The organism is Agrobacterium sp. ST15.16.024 (genome assembly GCF_027956545.1).
In the GTDB taxonomy this organism is placed as follows: Bacteria; Pseudomonadota; Alphaproteobacteria; order Rhizobiales; family Rhizobiaceae; genus Agrobacterium; species Agrobacterium cucumeris.
The window spans coordinates 80,168-100,136 of sequence record NZ_JAQKGO010000001.1 but is presented as its reverse complement, the minus strand read 5'-3'; the positions used below and the strand labels follow the sequence as shown (position 1 = coordinate 100,136).

Below are 19,969 nucleotides of genomic sequence, written 5' to 3'. Positions count from 1 at the left end.
TTAAAATCGGCCTCGCGCAATAAAAAAACAAAAACGCCGCGAAATCCGACAGGATTCCGCGGCGCGATGGCTGCAGCGATTGTTAAATTGCCCAGATCAGTCCGAAGGCATTTCCAGCGTTCGGCTGAACCAGAGGGCAACCAGCGTACAGACGGCACCCGACATCAGATAAATTCCGACGGCAAACAGTCCGAATTTGGACGAAAATCCGAGTGCGACGAGCGGTGCGAAACCGGCGCCGATCAACCAGGAAATATCCGAGGTGAGCGACGCGCCGGTATAGCGATATTCACGGCTGAAACGGGATGCGAGCGCGCCGCCCGCCTGGCCGAAAGACAGACCAAGCAGCGAGAAGCCGATCAGAACGAAGAGATAGCGGCCAATATCGCCTGAAGCGAGAAGGACCGGTGCAACAAGGCTGAATAGACCAATGAGTACAGCCGCAATGGCCAGAAGCTTCCGCCTGCCGATCCTGTCGGCCAGAATGCCGGATACCACGATCATGCCGCCGGCGATGATGGCGCTGACGAATTGCACGAACAGGAAGTCCGAGACGCGCTGGGTGGTGTTGAGGGAAACCCAGCTCAGCGGGAATACCGTGACGAGGTGGAAGAGTGCAAAGCTTGCCAGCGGCACGAAGGCACCCGTGACGACGACCGGGAACTGCGAGCGCAGCATCTTGAACATCGGGCGCGGTTCCAGCTCATGCTGCTCCAGCATGGCCTGGAATTCCGGCGTGACGATCATGCGCAGGCGGGCAAAGAGCGCGAGAACATTGAGCGCCAGCGCCACGAAGAAGGGGAAACGCCAGCCCCAGGCGAGGAATTCCGCATTGGAAAGCTGCGTGACGAAAACGATGAAAAAGGCGCTGGCGAGACCGAAGCCCATGGCCGCACCGATCTGCGGCATCATGGCGTACCAGCCGCGCTGTTTCTGCGGTGCGTTCATGGCAAGCAGCGAGACGAGACCATCCCAGGCGCCGCCGAGACCGAGACCCTGGCCGATGCGGAACACTGCCAGAAGACAGGGAGCAAGCATGCCGGCTTCCGCATAGGACGGAAGGAAACTGATAGCCATCGTCGAGCCACAGAGCGTGAACAGTGCCGCCATCAGCTTGACGGCACGACCGAACTTGCGGTCGATCTGGAGGAAGATCAGCGAGCCGATCGGCCTTGCGATAAAGGCCAGAGAGAATACCGCAAAGGAATAAAGCGTAGCCGTCAACGGATCGACGAAGGAAAAGAAGACGTGCGGAAAAACGAGAGCGGAGGCGATGGCGTAGATGAAAAAGTCGAAAAACTCCGTCATTCTGGCAAGAATGACCGCAATCGTGATGCGATCCGGATCGACCTTGACCGGATCTGTTCCATGACCATTGGCTTCCGGCGCCTGCCCAAATGATGGAGCAGCATTGCTATAACTCATAATATCCCTCCTGCGTCATGGTCGAACCATTCCCTGTAACGCTCGGGCTCCTCTTCCGTTGCGTTACGATGCGACGGATTGTCACACGCACCCTCCGTAACGTCAATTGAAGTTTGATAAGAAAGGCTTGCCCCGCAAGCTCGCTATGCGATAATGCAACCGCTCCGCCTTCAAACGCAGCTCTGCCCGCACATGGTGCATCGCGAAGGTTTCGCTGCACCGCGACAATATACCTCATTCTAAAAATGATGTTCGGCAATTATTCGCGGCATAATCCAAACTGTACGAGTTCAGAGAACGTGCGCATGATCAAAAAAATCCCATCCGCCCTTCTGGCTATTCCGGTACTGCTGCTGCTCAGCGGCTGTAACCTCGTGGTCATGAATCCCTCGGGCGACGTCGCCATCCAGCAGCGCGATCTCATCATCACGTCCACGGTTTTGATGCTGCTGATCATCGTCCCGGTCATCGTGCTGACGCTGTTTTTCGCGTGGAAATATCGCGAGTCGGCAAAAGCCGAGGATTACGATCCCGAATGGCACCACTCCACGCGCCTTGAAATGGTGATCTGGTCGGCCCCTGTCGCGATCATCCTGATGCTCGGCACCGTAACCTGGATTTCCACCCATCGCCTCGACCCTTACCGTCCGCTGGAGCGCATCGACGAAAACCGTCAGGTCACCGCCGATATCAAGCCGATCACGGTGGAAGTGGTGGCCATGGACTGGAAGTGGCTGTTCTTCTACCCCGAACTCGGTATCGGCAGCGTCAACGAATTCGCCGCTCCGGTCGATGTTCCGATCAACTTCAAGATCACCGGTACGACCGCGATGAACTCCTTCTTCGTTCCCGCACTCGCCGGCCAGATCTATGCCATGGGCGGCATGCAGACCAAGCTGCACGCCGTCATCAACAAGGAAGGCGTTTATGACGGCTTCTCGGCCAACTTCTCCGGCCCCGGCTTCTCCCACATGCGCTTCAAGTTTCATGGCCTCAGCCAGCAGGGCTTCGATGAGTGGGTTGCCAAGGCGAAAGAAGGCGGCAAGGGCTTCGGCCGCCAGGAATATCTGGAATTCGCCAAGCCTTCGGAGCGCGAGCCAGTGCAATATTTCGCCTCGGTCGATCCGGAACTTTACAGCGCCATCCTCAACCGCTGTGTCGAACCCAACAAGCTCTGCATGCGCGACATGATGCATATCGACGCCAAGGGCGGCGGCGGCAAGGAAGGCATCGACATCACCAAGGCGCTGAACTCCGTCGTCTGCACACCGCTTGCGCCTTACGGCGTCGCCAGCGGTCCCCAATCCACTCCGGCTGCGATCAAAGGTCAGACTTTCGAGCCTGCAGCGCTGCCGGAAACCAAACAAGTCGCTGGCTGACGATACGTCCCGGCATTCTTCGGCGCGGCCTGGCTGCGCCGACCTTACGTCTTAGAATCGCAAGAGGCTGAAAATGATCGTCAATTCCGATCAAACGTCGTTCCTGTTCGGGAAGCTGACATGGGAGTCCATCCCGCTTCACGAGCCCATTCTTGTCGCCACCTTCGCGGCCGTGGCGCTGGGCGGCATCGCCGTCGTTGGCGCCCTCACCTATTTCCGGCTGTGGGGTTATCTCTGGAACGAATGGTTCACGAGCATCGATCACAAGAAGATCGGTATCATGTACATCATTCTGGCGCTGGTCATGCTGTTGCGCGGCTTTGCCGACGCCATCATGATGCGTGTCCAGCAGGCGATCGCCTCCGGCGGCTCGGAAGGTTATCTTCCGCCACACCATTACGACCAGATTTTCACGGCCCATGGCGTCATCATGATCTTCTTCATGGCCATGCCGATGATCACCGGTCTGATGAACTTCGTCGTGCCGCTTCAGATCGGCGCCCGCGACGTTTCGTTCCCCTTCCTCAACAACTTCTCCTTCTGGATGACCACGGCCGGCGCCGTCATCACCATGATCTCGCTATTCGTAGGTGAATATGCGCAGACCGGCTGGCTCGCCTATCCGCCGCTTTCCGGCATCGATGGCAGTCCGGGCGTCGGGGTGGATTATTACATCTGGGGTCTGCAGATCGCCGGTGTGGGAACGACACTCTCAGGCATCAACCTGATCGTGACGATCATCAAGATGCGCGCACCTGGCATGACCATGATGCGCCTGCCGATCTTCGTCTGGACATCGCTGTGTTCGAACATCCTGATCGTGGCTTCGTTCCCGATCCTGACCGGCACGCTCGCGCTTCTCACCCTCGACCGTTACGTTGGCACCAATTTCTTCACCAACGATCTCGGCGGCAACCCGATGATGTACGTCAACCTCATCTGGATCTGGGGCCATCCCGAAGTTTACATTCTGGTGCTGCCGGCATTCGGCGTCTTCTCGGAAATCGTTGCGACGTTCTCCCGCAAGCGTCTCTTCGGTTATGCCTCGATGGTTTATGCAACTGGTGTCATCACCATCCTTGCCTACATCGTTTGGCTGCACCACTTCTTCACCATGGGTTCCGGCGCGAGCGTCAACGCTTTCTTCGGCATCACCACGATGATTATCTCGATCCCGACGGGCGCGAAAATCTTCAACTGGCTCTTCACCATGTATAAGGGCCGCATCAATTTCGACGTTCCGATGCTCTGGACGATCGGGTTCATGATCACCTTCGTCATCGGCGGCATGACCGGCGTTCTTCTTGCCGTTCCGCCAGCGGATTTCGTGCTGCACAACTCGCTGTTCCTGATCGCCCACTTCCACAACACCATCATCGGTGGCGTTGTGTTCGGTGTGCTTGCAGGTATCGTCTACTGGTTCCCGAAGGCATTCGGTTACCGTCTCGATCCGTTCTGGGGCAAGCTGTCCTTCTGGTTCTGGTTCATCGGCTTCTACTTCGCCTTCATGCCGCTCTATATTCTCGGCCTGATGGGGATTACCCGCCGTATCAGCCAGTTCGAGGACAATTCGCTGCAGATCTGGTTCCTGATCGCCGCCTTCGGCGCCTTCCTGATCGCGCTCGGCATCGCCTCCTTCGTCATCCAGCTCATCGTCAGCTACCTGAAGCGCGATCAGCTGCGCGACGTGACGGGCGACCCCTATAATGGCCGCACGCTGGAATGGTCGACGTCGTCGCCACCGCCCGCCTACAACTTCGCCTTCACACCGGTCATTCATGACGTGGATGCCTGGGCGGACATGAAGAAGCGTGGCTACGACCGTCCGCAGGAAGGGTTCATCCCGATCCATATGCCGAAAAACACCGGCGCGGGCGTCATCATCAGCGCCATCAGCGTCGTCCTCGGCTTCGCCCTGGTGTGGCATATCTGGTGGCTTGCGGCTCTTTCGATGCTCGCCATCATCGCAGTCTCGATTGCCCACACCTTCAACTACAACCGCGAATACTACATTCCGGCTTCCGACGTTTCGACCGTCGAGGCTGAGCGTACAAAGCTGCTTGCGGAACAGGCGTAACGAATATGGCTCATGCACCTGCACAAAGCGCCGCCGGCGCTGAACCACCGGTCTTCTACCTGAAGGAAGATCACCACCCGGAGAACGGCACCTCGCTGGGCTTCTGGCTTTATCTGATGAGCGACTGCCTCATCTTCGCGACGCTGTTTGCCACCTATGCCGTTGTCGGCCGCAACTACGCGGCCGGCCCTTCGGGTGCGGACCTTTTTGACCTGAAGCTGGTCGCCATCAATACCGGCTTCCTGCTCTTCTCCTCCATCACCTATGGCTTTGCCATGCTGGAAATGGAAAAGAAGAAGGTGAAAACGACGCTGATATGGCTCGGTGTAACCGGCCTCTTCGGTCTCGCCTTCCTTGCGGTCGAAATCTACGAGTTCCATCACCTGATCGCGGAAGGCGCCGGCCCACAGCGTTCGGCCTTCCTTTCGGCCTTCTTCGCGCTGGTCGGCACGCACGGTCTGCACGTCACCTTCGGCGTCATCTGGCTCGTCACGCTGATGGTCCAGGTCGGCAAACACGGCCTCATCCCGGCAAACAAGCGTCGCCTGATGTGCCTGTCGATGTTCTGGCACTTCCTTGACGTCATCTGGATCGGCGTCTTCTCCTTCGTTTATCTCATGGGAGTTCTTTGATGAGTTCCGAAGCACACGCACATCACGACGCGCATGGCGACGACCATCACCATGATGGCGCAAGCCACGGCACGTTCAAAAGCTACATGATCGGCTTTGTCCTGTCGGTCATTCTGACGGCGATCCCCTTTTGGCTGGTCATGGGCGACGTTCTGGAAAACAAGACGCTGCTGGTCATCGCGATCATGGGTCTCGGCGTCATCCAGATCTTCGTGCACATGATCTACTTCCTGCACATGGACACCAAGTCCGAGGGCGGCTGGACCTTCATGGCGCTGATCTTCACCGTTGTGGTGCTGCTGATCACGCTCTCGGGTTCGCTCTGGGTCATGTACAACATGAACAAGAACATGATGCCGCTGCACATCGAAGATGTGAAAAACCTGCCCTGAGCAGCCATAAATCAACGGCCTGCCGGACCTCCGGCAGGCCGCTCCGCGCCAACACATAACCCCATGAATCCTGGCGCGATTTATGGGGTTATTTGCTGGAGGAAGCGCATGCGGGAGCCAAGGGCCCGCCGGAGCAGACGATCCTGCTGCCAGAGGCGCTTCGCAAGGACCATGAGATGAGCGAAATCGCACCCCAAAACCGGCGTATCCGCCCTGCGGCAATCGTCGTCCTGTTTTTGACCATTATCCTGACGGGCTGCCTGCTGGCGCTTGGAACATGGCAGGTCCAGCGCCTATTCTGGAAGCTCGATTTGATTGAGCGTGTCGAGGCCCGCGCCCATGCCGCGCCTGTCGATGCGCCTGCCGCAGGTGAATGGCCGGCCCTCACCGATTCCGCCGATTATGAATATCGCCGTGTGAAACTGTCCGGTACCCTGCTCAACGACAAGGAGGTTCAGGTCTACACGGTCACGGATCTCGGCCCCGGCTACTGGGTCATGACACCGCTGCGGCGGGACGATGGCTCAAGCGTGATCGTCAATCGCGGCTTCGTACCCTCCGACAAACGCGATCCGTCTACCCGCCGCGAAGGGGAAGTGGCCGGAAACGTCGAGATCGTCGGGCTGATGCGCGCGCCGGAAACCGGCGGACTTTTCCTTCGAACCAACGATCCGGCCAATGGCCGCTGGTATTCCCGCAACATTCCCCAGATCACGCAGGCATCCGGCCTCTCCAACGTGGCGCCGTTTTACGTCGATGCGGATGCGACGTCCAATCCGGGTGGCCTGCCGGTTGGCGGCAAAACCATGCTCACCTTCTCCAACAGCCACCTCTCCTATGCCGTCACCTGGTATATTCTCGCGGCCATGGTGGTTGCGGCCGGCTGGTACGTGCTGCGCAACCTCAACACACCGAAATCGAAACAGGATGCTGATTGAACCGCTGGTTTTACCGGATGGTTCATAAAAGCGCTTCCTTCTTCACGTTTTGCTGATCTATAACGACAGTTCGGCCTGACATTGCCCGTCGGCGCATTTTGTTTCGGTGAGTTATGGCAAGAGCATTTCTTCTCGTTCTGGATTCCTTCGGTGTCGGCGGTGCACCTGACGCAGAGCACTATGGTGATCTTGGCGCGAATACCCTCGGCCACATCGCCGAATTCTGTGCCGCAGGTGCTGCCGACAGGCCAGGGCTTCGATCGGGCCCGCTGAAGCTGCCGAACATGTGCTCGCTTGGCCTTCTGGAGATCGCGCGCCAGGCAAGTGGCGACATTCCCGCCGGCATGGAGCCGCCGGAACGTATTTTCGGCCTGCATGGCTCAGCCAGCGAAGTTTCAAAAGGCAAGGATACGCCATCCGGCCACTGGGAAATCGCCGGAACGCCTGTCACCTTCGACTGGGGTTATTTCCCGACGGAAGGCGACGCCTTTTCCCCGGAGCTGGTGGAGGCCATTTGCAAAGAGGCGGATATTCCCGGCATTCTCGGCAATTGCCATGCGTCCGGCACTGATATCATCGCGCAATTCGGCGAAGAACATATCAGGAGCGGCAAGCCGATCTGCTACACCTCTTCCGATTCCGTGTTCCAGATCGCCGCGCATGAAAGCCATTTCGGGCTGGCCAGGCTGATCGCGCTCTGCGAGACGGTGCGCAAACTGCTTGATCCCTTGAATATCGGCCGCGTCATCGCCCGTCCTTTCATCGGCGAGACGGTCGCCACCTTCGAACGTACCGGCAACCGCCGCGACTTTTCCGTGCCGCCGCCCGAACCGACGCTTCTCGACCGGTTGGTGGAGGCGGAGCGCAAAGTGCACGCCATCGGCAAGATCGGCGATATCTATGCCCATCAGGGCGTCTCACGCGTCATCAAGGCAAATGGCAACGCCGCCCTGATGGATGTGACACTGCAGGCCATCGACGAGGCCGAAAATGGCGACCTTGTCTTTACCAATTTCGTCGATTTCGACATGCTTTATGGCCATCGCCGTGACGTCGCCGGTTATGCTGCCGCGCTTGAGGCTTTCGATGCGCGCATCCCGGAAATTCATCGCAAGATGAAGCCGGGAGACATCGCCATTCTTACCGCCGACCATGGTTGCGACCCCACCTGGCGTGGCACCGACCATACACGCGAACGGGTGCCAATCATGGCATTCGGGCCGGGCATCCGCTCTCGTGATGTCGGAATTCGTTCAAGCTACGCCGATATCGGCGAAAGCATCGCCCATCATCTTGGTATCGAGGCCGGTTCACACGGCAGGAGCTTCATTTGACATCGCATTTGCTGAAAGCAGAAATCCACTGCCACATCGAAGGTGCGGCACCGCCTGCCCTCGTCGCAAAACAGGCAGAGAAATACGGCATAGACACCAGCAGCTTTCTGCGTGACGGCCAATATGTCTGGTCGGATTTCGCCGAGTTCATCCAGTGCTACGATGCGGTGGCGCAGGTGTTCAAGACGGATGAGGACTATGCGGTTCTGACCGAAACCTATCTGACCGAACTGGCGCAGGCCAACACGATCTATAGCGAGCTGATCATTTCGCCCGACCATGGCGACCGTATCGGACTTGGCGCTGACGCCTATCTCGCCGGTATCGCCGAAGGCATCCGGATCGCGAAGGAAAAAACCGGCATCGAGACCCGTATCCTCGTTACCGGCGAACGGCATTTCGGCCCGAAACGGGTGATCGCGGCGGCCGAATATGCGGCACGTGCCCGGCATCCGCTGGTGACCGGTTTCAACATGGCCGGCGAGGAACGCATGGGCCGGGTTGCCGATTATGCGCGCGCCTTCGATATTGCCCGCGATGCGGGTCTCGGACTGACCATCCATGCCGGCGAGGTCTGCGGACCGGAAAGCGTTGCCGATGCACTCGATCTCATCAAACCGGCACGCATCGGCCATGGCGTGCGCGCCATCGAAGATGCCGGTCTCGTCTCCCGGCTTGTCGAGACGGGAACGGTTCTGGAAGTCTGCCCCGGATCGAATATCGCACTCAAAGTTTATCCGGATTTCGCCAGCCATCCGCTGAAGGCGTTGCGCGATGCCGGGGTGCGGGTCTGCATCAATTCCGACGATCCGCCATTCTTCTTCACCTCGCTTGCCCGGGAATATGAGCTGGCCGCCGGCGTGTTCGGCTTCAGCGACACCGAGATCAACGGCATGACCCGTACCGCACTGGAATGCGCCTTCGTGGACGAGGCGACGCGCGGGCAGCTGCTTGCGAGACTGGATCGCGCCCGAGACGACGGTTGACGGGGTAAAACCGCGAAGAAGGCTTGCGAAAAGCCCGCTTTCGGTGAATGACAGGGGCACAAGATCAAAAAGGAAGGCCAGTTTCATGGACGGCGTCACAGTCATTGAACATCCGCTGGTGCGGCACAAACTCACCATCATGCGCAAGAAGGAAACTTCCACGGCCGGCTTCCGTCGCCTGCTCAGGGAAATTTCGACGCTGCTTTGCTATGAAGTAACGCGCGACCTTGAAATGACGATGGAAACCATCGACACGCCGCTCGAAACCATTCAGGCTCCGGTTCTGGAAGGCAAGAAACTGGTTTTCGCCTCCATCCTGCGCGCCGGCAACGGCCTTCTGGAAGGCATGCTCGAACTGGTGCCGTCGGCGCGCGTTGCCCATGTCGGTGTGTATCGTGACCATGATACGCTGGAGGCCGTCGAATATTATTTCAAGGCTCCCGAAAGCCTCGATGCCCGTCTGGTCATCGTTGTCGACCCGATGCTGGCGACCGGCAACTCCTCCATAGCTGCTGTCGAAAAGCTGAAAGAGCGCGGTGCAAAGAACATCCGCTTCCTGTGTCTGCTGGCAGCACCGGAAGGCATCAAGAATTTCCGCGAGGCGCATCCCGATGTGCCGATCTATACCGCCGCAATCGACAGACATCTGAACGAGAAGGGTTATATCGTCCCCGGCCTCGGTGACGCCGGCGACCGTATGTACGGCACCAAATAACGCCGTTTATCTTCGCTTAACCGTTTGAGCCATTCGCCGTCCGATACGCGGCGAATGGCTTTTTCTTTTAAGATTTCAGCATGTTTTGCGCTTATCCTGTCCAGAAATCACCTTGGGCTTTGAGGAGCAACGACTTGCTGGCGCGCACGATTTTTCTGCTTATCGGCCTTTCGGTCAGCGCCACGCAAATTCCAGCGCTGGTGGAGAAATTCCAGCAACGCCCTGAAACAGACGTCGAAAAGCCCGCGGCCGCACCCGAGGTCGCCAAGCCGCAAACGGCTTCGCTAGGCGGCATCAATCTGAAAGCAGATACCCGCGGCCATTTCAACGCCACCTTCCGCATCAATGGCAAATCCTTCGACGGGCTTGTTGATACCGGCGCCTCCATGGTCGCAATCAACGAGACGATTGCGCGCCGGCTTGGTTACGGCGTCAACAGTCTGGACTACAAATATGCGATCTCGACAGCCAATGGCCAGACGATGGCGGCCTATGTGAAGCTTGACCGGGTGGAGATCGGTCCGATCCGCGTTCAGAATGTCGATGCCATGGTGCTGAAGGACAATGCTCTGAGCAACATGCTGATCGGCATGAGCTTTTTGAAACAACTGTCATCCTTCAAAGTCTCGGGCGGTGAGATGCGGCTGGTCAGGTGATCCGCTCGAGGATGGGATCAACGATTTCAGGTGCGTTGTCGCCGATCGCGTAACAGGCCGTTATCCTTTTGACGGCACGTTCCGCCTCATCCGTCGAAGCCGCATGGACAATGGCAATCGGCTCGCCCTTTTCCACCTTTACGCCAAGCGGCAGGATATCCGAAATACCGACCGCCGGATCGATGATGTCCGACGGCGTTCTCCTGCCCCCACCAAGCTCGACGACGACCATGCCAAGATCGCGCGTTTCGCAGGATGTTAGCCAGCCGCTGCGCTCGGCCTGCACGGGAAGAACGACCGGCGCGGACGGCAGATAACGGGTTGGGTCTTCAACGAAATCCGAAGGTCCGCCCAGTGCTGAAACCATCCGCGCAAAGATTTCCATAGCCCGACCGGAAGACAGAGCGGCCGCGGCCAGCGCCTCGCCTTCCTCCAGCGTGGCAGCTTTTTGAGCCTGCACCAGCATTTCCGCTGCGAAGGACAAGACCACTTTCTCCAGACGGGTTCCAGCTTTGCGACCAGCCAGAAAATCCAGGCAATTGACGATTTCGACGGCATTGCCGGCTGCATCACCAAGTGGCTGGTTCATGTCGGTTATAAGCGCCGTCGTCGGGAGTCCCGCACCATTCGCCACATCGACCAGCGCGCGGGCCAGATTGCGGGCATCCTCCACGCTCTGCATAAAAGCACCGTTGCCGACCTTCACGTCGAGAACCAGCGTCTCAAGCCCGGCTGCAAGCTTCTTCGACAGGATGGAGGCGGTGATCAGCGGTATGGAATCAACCGTCGCGGTCACATCCCTGATAGCGTAAAGGCGTTTATCGGCGGGGGCGAGATCGCCTGTCTGACCGATGATGGCACAGCCGACCGCCTTCACCGTTTGGCGGAACAAAGCCCCGTCCGGCACGACATTGTAACCGGGGATGGCTTCCAGCTTGTCAAGCGTGCCGCCGGTGTGGCCAAGGCCCCTGCCGGAAATCATCGGCACGGTGAGGCCGCAGGCGGCAACAATGGGAGCCAGCATCAGGGAGACGTTGTCACCAACGCCACCAGTCGAGTGCTTATCTGCCACCGGCCTGCCAATATCGCTCCATGAGAGGACATCGCCGCTGTCACGCATGGCGAGCGTCAGCGCCACCATCTCGTCGCGGTTCATGCCACGAAAAAACACCGCCATGGCAAAGGCGGCCGCCTGCCCTTCCGATATGCCATCTTTCGACAGCGCGCCGATGAAAGCGGCAATCTCCTGCGGCTCAAGAGACAGGCCATCGCGTTTGCGGCGGATGATTTCCTGCGGGATCAAGCTCAATACCCGCTGGCGGCCTTGGCCGGTTCGCCGCCGGCCAGCACGTTCAGCACATCGTCGAGAACGCCCGAAGCACCGAAGCGGAAAGTGGACGGCATGGCCCAGTTGGGTGCCATGATGGTTTCCGCCAGCCGCAGGTAAAGCGTCGCATCCTCCACCGTGCCGATGCCACCGGCAGGTTTGAAACCAACTTTCTGCCGGCTGTCGCGGATCGCCTGCAACATGATGTCTGCCGCCTCCAGCGTGGCATTGATGGCGACCTTGCCCGTGGAGGTCTTGATAAAGTCAGCGCCTTCGGCGATCGCGAGTTCGGAGGCGCGGCGGATCAGAGCCTTGTCCTTCAACTCGCCGGTTTCGAGAATGACCTTGAGCAGCACGGGTGCAACGCAAGCCTTGCGCACGGCCGCTACCATTTCGCTAACCGCCGCTTCATCGCCTGCTATGAATTTACGATAGGGGATGACGAGGTCGATTTCATCGGCACCATCACGGATCGCTGCTTCCGTTTCCGCCACGACAGTCGCGACATCAAGATCGCCCGAGGGAAAATTGACAACGGTGGCGATGCGGATCGCGTGTTCTTTTCCAAAAGCAGCGCGTGCCTGCGCCACGAAACGCGGCCAGATGCAGATGGCGGCGGTGTTGCCATAATCCGTATGCGCCCGCTGGCACAAAGCGGCGATCTGCTGCGGCGTGCAGTCTTCCTGAAGATTGGTCAGGTCCAGCAAGGACAGAGTGAGGGCAGCCGCTTCGCGCGGACGCTGGAGTTCCATGGTCACGCTCCTCCTGAGATCATTTCCTTCAGAATGGCGGCAAGTCGCTTGCCGCCCACGGGAGCCATGTCCTTGGTTTCCTCATGGCTCAGTTCCGCGCCAGTCATGCCGGCACCGTAATTGGTAATAACCGATGCGGCGGCAACGCGCATCCCGAAAAAGCGCGCGAGGATGACTTCCGGCACGGTGGACATGCCAACGGCATCCGCGCCGAGAAGCCGCGCCATGCGAATTTCCGCCGGCGTTTCGAAGCTTGGCCCGGAAAACCACATATAGACGCCGCCGAACAAAGGCACCGTCGCGCGGATCGCGGCGTTGCGCATTGCCAGCATCAGGTCCGGATCATAAGCCGTGGTCATGCCGACGAAGCGGCGGTCGCTTTCCTCACCGATCAGCGGGTTCATGCCGGAATAATTGATGTGATCGGTGATCTGCATGACGGAGCCGGGCGGCATATCCTGCCTCACCGAACCCGCCGAATTGGTGAGGATGAGCGATTGCACGCCGAGACCGGCCAACGCCTCGATGACCGGGCGCATCGCCGCCGGATCGCCCTTTTCGTAGAAATGCACCCGACCGGACAGCATCATGACGGGCTCGCCGCCGAGATAACCGGCCACCAGCTCGCCCGCATGGCCGGAAACGCCACCGGCGGGAAACCCGGGAAGATCGGCATAGGGCACACGGATCGGGTCGCTGACTTCTTCCACCAGCGACCCCAGGCCAGAGCCGAGAACAATGGCGACGCGCGGCATCAGGCCGTTCAGGCGCTCCACCAGAATATCGATCAAGCCATCCGTCATCAGGGCAACTCGGTCTTGAAGACGGAGGGCAGAAGCTCTTCCATAGTCATGACCTTCTGGACGCCGGTTTCGTCGCAAAGATAGATCTTCGTCTGCGGTGTGGCGAATTCGGCAATCTTCTGGCGACAACCACCGCAGGGCGTACAGAGCGGCAGCTTTTCGGCAAAGACGGCGACTTCGCTGATCTTCTTTGCCCCGCCCATGATCATGGCGCTGATGGCGGATGGTTCCGCGCACCAGCCCTGCGGGAAGGAGATGTTCTCGATATTGGCGCCCTTGTAGATTTTGCCGTCATCAGCGCGGATCGCCGCGCCGACGGGAAACTTCGAATAGGGCGCATAAGCGGAGGCCATGGCCTCCACCGCTGCCTCGAACAGGGCATGGGATGTCGGATCAGAAGACATGGGTTCAACGCTCCTTCGCATAGGCAACGCCACCGGCCTTGGGGGGCTTGGCAACGCCGATGAAACCGGCAAGCAGGATGCAGGTCAGGATATAGGGCATGGCCTGGAAAATCTGCACCGGCACCTCGCCGATGCCAGGCACAGATTTGCCCTGCATGAAATTGGCGAAGGCATCGAGAAAACCGAACAGCAGGCAGGCGCACATGACCGGCACCGGCTTCCATTTCGCGAAGATCAAGGCGGCAAGCGCGATATAACCCTTGCCGGCCGACATGTTGGCGATGAAAGCTGCCGATTGTGCTACGGCGAGATAGGCGCCCGAGAAACCGCAGAGGAAACCGGCGACGATAACCGCGCGGTAGCGCATCCACGTCACCGAAATGCCCGCCGTATCGACAGCGCCCGGATTTTCACCGACGGCACGCAGGCGCAGGCCGAAACGGGTGCGGTAAAGCACCCACCAGGAGAGCGGTACAGCCAGGAAGGCGAGATAGGTGAGGATATTGTTGCCGGAAATGACATTGGCGTAGAGCGGGCCGATGAAGGGCACTTCGCGCATCGCATCCGCGCCGGGCAGGATGATTGGCGCAAAACGCCCCTCGCCGGGCAATTGCGGCGTGCGGCCACCTTGCCCAAACCATGCCTGGCCCAGAACCACCGTCAGGCCGGCGGCGATGAAGTTGAGCGCTACCCCTGAAACGATCTGGTTGCCGCGATTGGTGATCACGGCAAAGCCATGGATCAGCGAGAACGCGATGGAGACGCCAATGCCGGCCAGAAGACCGGCCCACGGGTTTGCGGTAAGATAGGCGACACAGGCGGAAGCAAAGGCCGCCGCCAGCATCTTGCCTTCAAGCCCGATATCGAACACGCCGGCGCGTTCGGAGAACAGCCCGGCCAGTGCGGTGAACAGAAGCGGGATGGTGAGACGGACGGTCGAGCCGAGAATGCTGACCAGCATATCGAAAAAATCCATGTCAGCTCACCCCTTTGCCAAACGCTGGTAGATGTGGACGATCGTCGGACGGTACATATATTCCAGCGCGCCGGCGAACAGGATCACCAGACCCTGGATAACCACGATCATCTCGCGGGTAATGTTGGGCATCTCGAAGGAAAGGTCTGCACCGCCCTGATAAAGAATACCAAACAGCAATGCCGAGAAAATGATGCCGAGCGGATGGCTTCGCCCCATCAGCGATACGGCGATGCCGACGAAACCCGCACCGCCGACGAATTCCACCTGCAGGCGCGCTGAAGCGCCCATGACCGGGTTCAGCGCCATCATGCCCGCCAGACCACCGGAAATGAGCATGGCGATGATGACGGTGCGTGCGTAGGGAATGCCGGCATAAATGGCAGCGGAAGGGCTGACACCGAGCGTGCGCATCTCATAACCAAGCTTGGTGCGCCAGATCAGCACCCAGACGAGGAAACACATTACCAGAGCGATAAGGAAGGAGACGTTGAACGGCGCCGGCCCGAGCTTGAGGCCGAACCATGCCATCAGCCAGTCCAGCTTCGGCAGTTGGCCACCGGGCAGGAAGGTGCGCGTTTCCGGCGCCATCTTGCCCGGTACGATCAGCACATTCACCAGCAGGTAAACCATCAAGGCCGCAGCGATGAAGTTGAACATGATGGTGGTGATGACGACGTGGCTGCCGCGTTTGGCCTGAAGCCAGGCCGGAATAAAGGCCCAGGCGGCACCAAAAACCGCAGCACCGATGACGGCGAAGGGCATCGTCACATACCATGGCACGTAACGGTCAAGTGCCAGCGCCACCAGCGCCGCACCCAGCCCGCCAATATAGGCCTGACCTTCGGAGCCGATGTTGAACAGGCCGGCATGAAAAGCCACGGCGACGGAGAGGCCGGTGAAGATGAAGCTCGTCGTATAAAACAGCGTGAAGCCGATGGCGTCGCCACGGCCGAGCGCGCCTTCAATCAGCAGGCGAAGTGCTGCCAGCGGATTTTCGCCGATGGACCAGACGACGAGCCCGGAAATCAGAAAGGCGGTGATGACATTCAGCAATGGCAACAGGCCGTAGCTGATCCAGTTTGGTAGGGGGGCGGAAGCGGTGCTCATTCATGCCTCATGCGGCGATGCCGGCCATCATCAGGCCCAGCGTCTGTTCTTCGGCTTCCGCCGTTTTTTCTCCAACGACACGGCCGGCGAACATGACCATGATCCGGTCCGAAAGGGAGCGGATTTCATCAAGCTCGACCGAAACCAGCAAAATCGCCTTTCCGGCATCACGCATTTCGATGATGCGGCGGTGGATGAATTCGATGGCGCCGATATCCACGCCGCGTGTCGGCTGGCCGATGATCAGCATCTTCGGGTCGCGTTCGATTTCGCGGGCAACGACGATCTTCTGCTGATTGCCGCCGGAAAAATTGGCGGTCTTCAAATGCGGGTTCGGCGGGCGGATGTCGTATTTCTCGATCTTTTCGACTGCATCCTTGCGGATGGCCTCGGGGTTCAGGAAAGGCCCCTTTCCGTAACGCTCGTCATGGTGATAACCGAGGATGGAGTTTTCATATTCCTCGAATTTCAGCACCAGTCCCATGTGATGGCGGTCTTCCGGGATATGCGCCAGACCAAGTTTGCGCAGGATCGCCGGATCGGGACGATCCACCTTCTGGCCATCCACCCATATCTCGCCCGAAGAGGGCTTGCGTATGCCGGCGATGGCTTCCAGCAGTTCCGATTGACCATTGCCGGCGACCCCGGCGATGCCGACGATTTCACCGGCGCGGACATCCAGCGAGACATCGTCGACCATGGTGACACCACGGCTGTCCTTGACGGTGAGATTGCGGATGGAGAGAAGAACCTCTCCCGGCGTCGTCTCGCCCTTTTCCACCCGCAGCAGCACACGGCGGCCGACCATCAGTTCGGCCAGTTCCTCGACGCTGGTTTCGGAGGTCTTGCGGGTCGCGACCATTTCGCCGCGGCGCATGACGGAGACGGAGTCCGTGATCGCCATGATTTCGCGCAGCTTGTGGGTGATGAGGATGATGGTCTTGCCCTGCTCACGCAGGACACCGAGGATCTTGAAAAGGTGATCGGCCTCAGCCGGCGTCAGAACGCCGGTCGGCTCGTCGAGGATCAGGATTTCGGCACCACGATACATGGCTTTGAGGATTTCGACGCGCTGTTGCAGGCCAACAGGCAATTCTTCGATTACCGCATCCGGATCGACTTCCAGTCCGTAATCATCCTCGAGACGCTTCAGCTCCTTGCGCGCTCCGGCCCGGCCTTTGGCCAGCAATGCGCCGCCCTCCGCACCCAGCATGACGTTTTCCAGAACGGTGAAATTTTCCACCAGCATGAAATGCTGATGCACCATGCCGATACCGGCATTGATCGCGGCCTGACTGTCACGGATCGCAACAGGTGCGCCGTTTACCCTGACTTCACCGGCATCTGCCTGGTAAAAACCATAGAGGATCGACATCAAAGTCGATTTTCCGGCGCCATTTTCCCCGATGATGCCGTGGATCGTGCCCTTGGCGACGGTCAGATTGATATTCTTGTTGGCGTGAACGGCACCGAATTTCTTGTCGATGCCCACGAGCTCGATTGCAGGATCCATACGCAAACCTAACCTCTCCGAAGGCTGGATATGAAAAGGGCGCAAGATGAAAATTCATCATGCGCCCCAGTTACATATCATATCATTTCGGGCAGGAGTTGTCCGCCATATAGTCATGGACCTTGACGGTACCGGCAATGATGTCGGCCTTCGCCTTGTCCACGGCGGCAATCATCTCAGGCGTGATCAGGGCCTTGTTGTTGTCATCAAGCGCATAGGCCACGCCGTCTTCCTTGACGCCGAGCGCCACGATGCCGGGGGTGAACTTGTCGTCCTTGGCATCCTTATAGGCGTTGTAAACGGCCAGATCGACGCGCTTGACCATGGAGGTCAGGACGGAACCCGGATGCAGGTGGTTCTGGTTGGAATCGACGCCGATCGAGAACTTCTTGTTGTCGGCGGCGGTCTGCAGCACACCGATACCGGTCGCACCGGCTGCCGCATAGATCACGTCCGCACCCTGGTCGATCTGGTTCTTGGTGAGTTCGCCGCCGCGTACCGGATCGTTCCATGCAGCACCCGTGGTGCCGGTCATGTTCTGGAAGACTTCGATCTTGTCGTTGGCCGCCTTGGCGCCCTGGGCATAACCACAGGCAAACTTACGGATCAGCGGAATATCCATGCCGCCGATGAAGCCGACCTTGCCGGTCTTGGAAGCCATGCCCGCCAGAAGACCGACGAGGTAGGAACCTTCATGCTCCTTGTAGACGACGGAGCGGACATTCGGCAGTTCGACAACGGAATCGACAATCACGAATTTGGTGTCGGGAAATTCGGCTGCAACCTTTTCCATGGCCGAGGTCCAGGCGAAGGATACGGCGATGACGGGGTTGAAGCCCTTGCTGGCGAAGTTGCGGATGGCCTGTTCGCCCTGCGTGTCGCTGGTCGGCTCAAAGTCACGGTACTCGATACCCGTTTCCGCCTTGAACTTTTCAGCGCCGGCCGCAGCGGCTTCGTTGAACGACTTGTCGAACTTACCGCCCGTGCCATAGACCAGCGCCGGCTTGACATCCGCAGCGAGCGCGGAAGCCGACATTGCGGCAAGCGCAAAAAGCGTCAGAAGGGATTTTTTCATTGTGCAGCCCTGTTGTTGCAATTGATATTATAAGGGTCCTCCCGCAATCCCGTTTGCCGGGAATGTCTGCGGAACCGCCAACCGTTATACCGGCTGTGCTTGCCTCATATCCTTGCATGGCTCAATGAAAAATTCATCCGGTTTTTTTGACCCGGTGGAAAAACTTTTATCTGGCGCTTTTTTGGTCTTTCCACCGTGGCGACCTGCAAAAAATCTAGTCGATATTGCAGCTTACGCCGGTTCCCCGCAAGCCGCAGTAGCCACCCGGGTTCTTGGCAAGATATTGCTGATGATAGTCCTCAGCGTAATAAAAGGTTTCAAGCGGGCCGATTTCGGTGGTGATGGCCCGTCCATGGCCTGCCGCCTCCAGAGCCTGCTGAAAAGTATCGCGCGCCTTTTGCGCCTGCTGCAGCTGGCCTTCGGTCGTGGCATATATGGTCGAACGATAGGTCGTACCCACATCGTTGCCCTGCCGCATACCCTGGGTCGGATCATGCTCCTCGAAGAATATCCTGAGCAGGCCCGACAACGAGATCACAGCCGGATCATAGACGACCTTCACCACTTCTGCATGGCCCGTCTGACCGGTCGTCGTTTCCTGATAGGTCGGATTCTCAGTAAAGCCGCCGGCATAACCAACCGCCGTCACCCAAACGCCCGGCGTCTGCCAGAACAACCGTTCCGCGCCCCAGAAACAACCCATGCCGAGGTAGATGATTTCCAAACCGTCTGGATAAGGCCCCTTCAACGGCCGACCATTGACGAAATGGTTCTCCGGCACCACAAGCGCCTCTCCACGGCCCGGCAAGGCAGTCTCTTCGGTCGGCATCGTCGTCTTTTTTGAAAGCGTATCGAACAGAAACATCGGGACCTCCGTGCGGCCAATATCGCCGCTTCTCATGGTTCACAACTGCGGGCGCAAGGTCGTTCAGGCTGAAAAATCAGACTGGCAGGCGCCTCATCGCCTTGTGCTTCCTGTAACCGGCCATCCAGCAAAGCAGGGACAGGGCGAGGAAAAAGGCAAATGCGGGCAGCGCCGACAGCGCGTTTTCAATAAAGCGCCACGCTTCAGGGTGAATATAGTGACCCACGGCGGCTTCCACCATGGTGCGCGAGGCAGGAAGAAGATAATTCCAGACGGAAAGGATGCCGGTAATATTGACCGAGGATGTGGAAACCGAGCGGATCGAATCAAGCACACCCAGAAAAACCGCTGCCAGAAGGAGAAGAAAGCTCAAAAAACGCAAAAAAGCTTTCATCAGGACACCTCGGTTATGGTCCATCTCTTCAACGGACATGCTTTGATACATATAGCGCATCGATAAAGGCGGTAAAACCCGTTTGCAACCGCATCGAAATGCAGGAAATTGCCGACATTTCAAAAAACTGTCAGATTCGTGTTGATCCCTGCGAATTCATCGGTATATATCGCGCCGTTCCAGTGATTTGCATTCTTCAAAACATGCAGATTTGAA

Annotated in this window: 20 protein-coding genes; 9 read left to right on the top strand and 11 right to left on the bottom strand. The window is 58.6% G+C overall.

Annotated elements, in window-relative coordinates; genetic code table 11:
• Positions 1 to 96 precede the first annotated feature (96 nt).
• Positions 97 to 1,425, bottom strand: coding sequence for an MFS transporter (locus PL640_RS00465; protein WP_269700459.1), 1,329 nt, complete (start codon positions 1,423 to 1,425; stop codon positions 97 to 99).
• A gap of 305 nt (positions 1,426 to 1,730) precedes the next feature.
• On the opposite strand from PL640_RS00465, the gene cyoA reads away from it, so the two are divergent.
• The 9 genes from cyoA to PL640_RS00420 all read left to right on the top strand — a co-directional run bounded on the left by cyoA (position 1,731) and on the right by PL640_RS00420 (position 10,534).
• The gene (gene cyoA, locus PL640_RS00460; protein ID WP_142840771.1) at positions 1,731 to 2,804 is read left to right on the top strand and encodes a ubiquinol oxidase subunit II; all 1,074 of its coding nucleotides are present in this window, start codon (positions 1,731 to 1,733) and stop codon (positions 2,802 to 2,804) included.
• 73 nt (positions 2,805 to 2,877) lie between these two features.
• The gene (cyoB, locus tag PL640_RS00455) at positions 2,878 to 4,881 is read left to right on the top strand and encodes a cytochrome o ubiquinol oxidase subunit I (RefSeq protein WP_142840770.1); all 2,004 of its coding nucleotides are present in this window, start codon (positions 2,878 to 2,880) and stop codon (positions 4,879 to 4,881) included.
• Between the two features lie 5 nt (positions 4,882 to 4,886).
• The gene (cyoC, locus tag PL640_RS00450; RefSeq protein WP_142840769.1) at positions 4,887 to 5,513 is read left to right on the top strand and encodes a cytochrome o ubiquinol oxidase subunit III; all 627 of its coding nucleotides are present in this window, start codon (positions 4,887 to 4,889) and stop codon (positions 5,511 to 5,513) included.
• The gene (cyoD, locus tag PL640_RS00445) at positions 5,513 to 5,905 is read left to right on the top strand and encodes a cytochrome o ubiquinol oxidase subunit IV (RefSeq protein WP_035219607.1); all 393 of its coding nucleotides are present in this window, start codon (positions 5,513 to 5,515) and stop codon (positions 5,903 to 5,905) included. Before cyoC ends, cyoD begins: the two co-directional genes overlap by 1 nt.
• Positions 5,906 to 6,081: 176 nt before the next feature.
• Positions 6,082 to 6,843, top strand: a complete 762-nt coding sequence (locus PL640_RS00440) for an SURF1 family protein (protein WP_271361419.1) — start codon at positions 6,082 to 6,084, stop codon at positions 6,841 to 6,843.
• Positions 6,844 to 6,956: 113 nt separating this feature from the next.
• Entirely contained in the window at positions 6,957 to 8,177 is a 1,221-nt protein-coding gene (locus PL640_RS00435; protein ID WP_271360500.1) for a phosphopentomutase, read from the top strand.
• Positions 8,174 to 9,163: an adenosine deaminase gene (locus PL640_RS00430; RefSeq protein ID WP_271360499.1), complete on the top strand. Its 990-nt coding sequence runs from the start codon at positions 8,174 to 8,176 to the stop codon at positions 9,161 to 9,163. The genes PL640_RS00435 and PL640_RS00430 overlap by 4 nt, the downstream gene beginning before the upstream one ends.
• Before the next feature lie 85 nt (positions 9,164 to 9,248).
• Positions 9,249 to 9,878: a uracil phosphoribosyltransferase gene (upp, locus tag PL640_RS00425; protein WP_004439188.1), complete on the top strand. Its 630-nt coding sequence runs from the start codon at positions 9,249 to 9,251 to the stop codon at positions 9,876 to 9,878.
• Positions 9,879 to 10,012: 134 nt separating this feature from the next.
• Positions 10,013 to 10,534 carry a TIGR02281 family clan AA aspartic protease gene (locus tag PL640_RS00420; protein ID WP_271360498.1) on the top strand — a complete coding sequence of 174 codons (522 nt, stop codon included), beginning with the start codon at positions 10,013 to 10,015 and terminating at the stop codon, positions 10,532 to 10,534.
• On the opposite strand, the gene deoA is transcribed toward PL640_RS00420, so the two are convergent.
• The 10 genes from deoA to PL640_RS00370 all read right to left on the bottom strand — a co-directional run bounded on the left by deoA (position 10,527) and on the right by PL640_RS00370 (position 19,753).
• Positions 10,527 to 11,843, bottom strand: a complete 1,317-nt coding sequence (gene deoA / locus PL640_RS00415) for a thymidine phosphorylase (RefSeq protein ID WP_271360497.1) — start codon at positions 11,841 to 11,843, stop codon at positions 10,527 to 10,529. The two genes, PL640_RS00420 and deoA, sit on opposite strands and share 8 nt — an antisense overlap.
• A complete protein-coding gene (deoC, locus tag PL640_RS00410) occupies positions 11,840 to 12,613 on the bottom strand; it encodes a deoxyribose-phosphate aldolase (protein ID WP_271360496.1) in 774 nt (257 codons plus the stop codon). Before deoC ends, deoA begins: the two co-directional genes overlap by 4 nt.
• Positions 12,614 to 12,615: 2 nt before the next feature.
• Positions 12,616 to 13,416 carry a purine-nucleoside phosphorylase gene (locus PL640_RS00405; RefSeq protein WP_269700488.1) on the bottom strand — a complete coding sequence of 267 codons (801 nt, stop codon included), beginning with the start codon at positions 13,414 to 13,416 and terminating at the stop codon, positions 12,616 to 12,618.
• The gene (locus tag PL640_RS00400) at positions 13,416 to 13,820 is read right to left on the bottom strand and encodes a cytidine deaminase (RefSeq protein WP_271360495.1); all 405 of its coding nucleotides are present in this window, start codon (positions 13,818 to 13,820) and stop codon (positions 13,416 to 13,418) included. Before PL640_RS00400 ends, PL640_RS00405 begins: the two co-directional genes overlap by 1 nt.
• Positions 13,821 to 13,824: 4 nt before the next feature.
• A complete protein-coding gene (locus PL640_RS00395) occupies positions 13,825 to 14,796 on the bottom strand; it encodes an ABC transporter permease (protein ID WP_271360494.1) in 972 nt (323 codons plus the stop codon).
• A 6-nt stretch (positions 14,797 to 14,802) separates the two neighbouring features.
• Positions 14,803 to 15,906 (bottom strand): ABC transporter permease, encoded by a 1,104-nt coding sequence (locus PL640_RS00390; RefSeq protein ID WP_149898221.1) that lies wholly within the window; start codon positions 15,904 to 15,906, stop codon positions 14,803 to 14,805.
• 7 nt (positions 15,907 to 15,913) lie between these two features.
• On the bottom strand, positions 15,914 to 17,419 hold the full coding sequence (locus PL640_RS00385) for an ABC transporter ATP-binding protein (RefSeq protein WP_269700657.1): 1,506 nt from the start codon (positions 17,417 to 17,419) through the stop codon (positions 15,914 to 15,916).
• A gap of 82 nt (positions 17,420 to 17,501) precedes the next feature.
• Positions 17,502 to 18,494 (bottom strand): BMP family lipoprotein, encoded by a 993-nt coding sequence (locus PL640_RS00380; RefSeq protein ID WP_142840759.1) that lies wholly within the window; start codon positions 18,492 to 18,494, stop codon positions 17,502 to 17,504.
• A gap of 214 nt (positions 18,495 to 18,708) precedes the next feature.
• On the bottom strand, positions 18,709 to 19,359 hold the full coding sequence (gene msrA, locus PL640_RS00375; protein ID WP_271360493.1) for a peptide-methionine (S)-S-oxide reductase MsrA: 651 nt from the start codon (positions 19,357 to 19,359) through the stop codon (positions 18,709 to 18,711).
• A gap of 76 nt (positions 19,360 to 19,435) precedes the next feature.
• The gene (locus PL640_RS00370) at positions 19,436 to 19,753 is read right to left on the bottom strand and encodes a hypothetical protein (RefSeq protein ID WP_142841240.1); all 318 of its coding nucleotides are present in this window, start codon (positions 19,751 to 19,753) and stop codon (positions 19,436 to 19,438) included.
• Positions 19,754 to 19,969 lie beyond the last annotated feature (216 nt).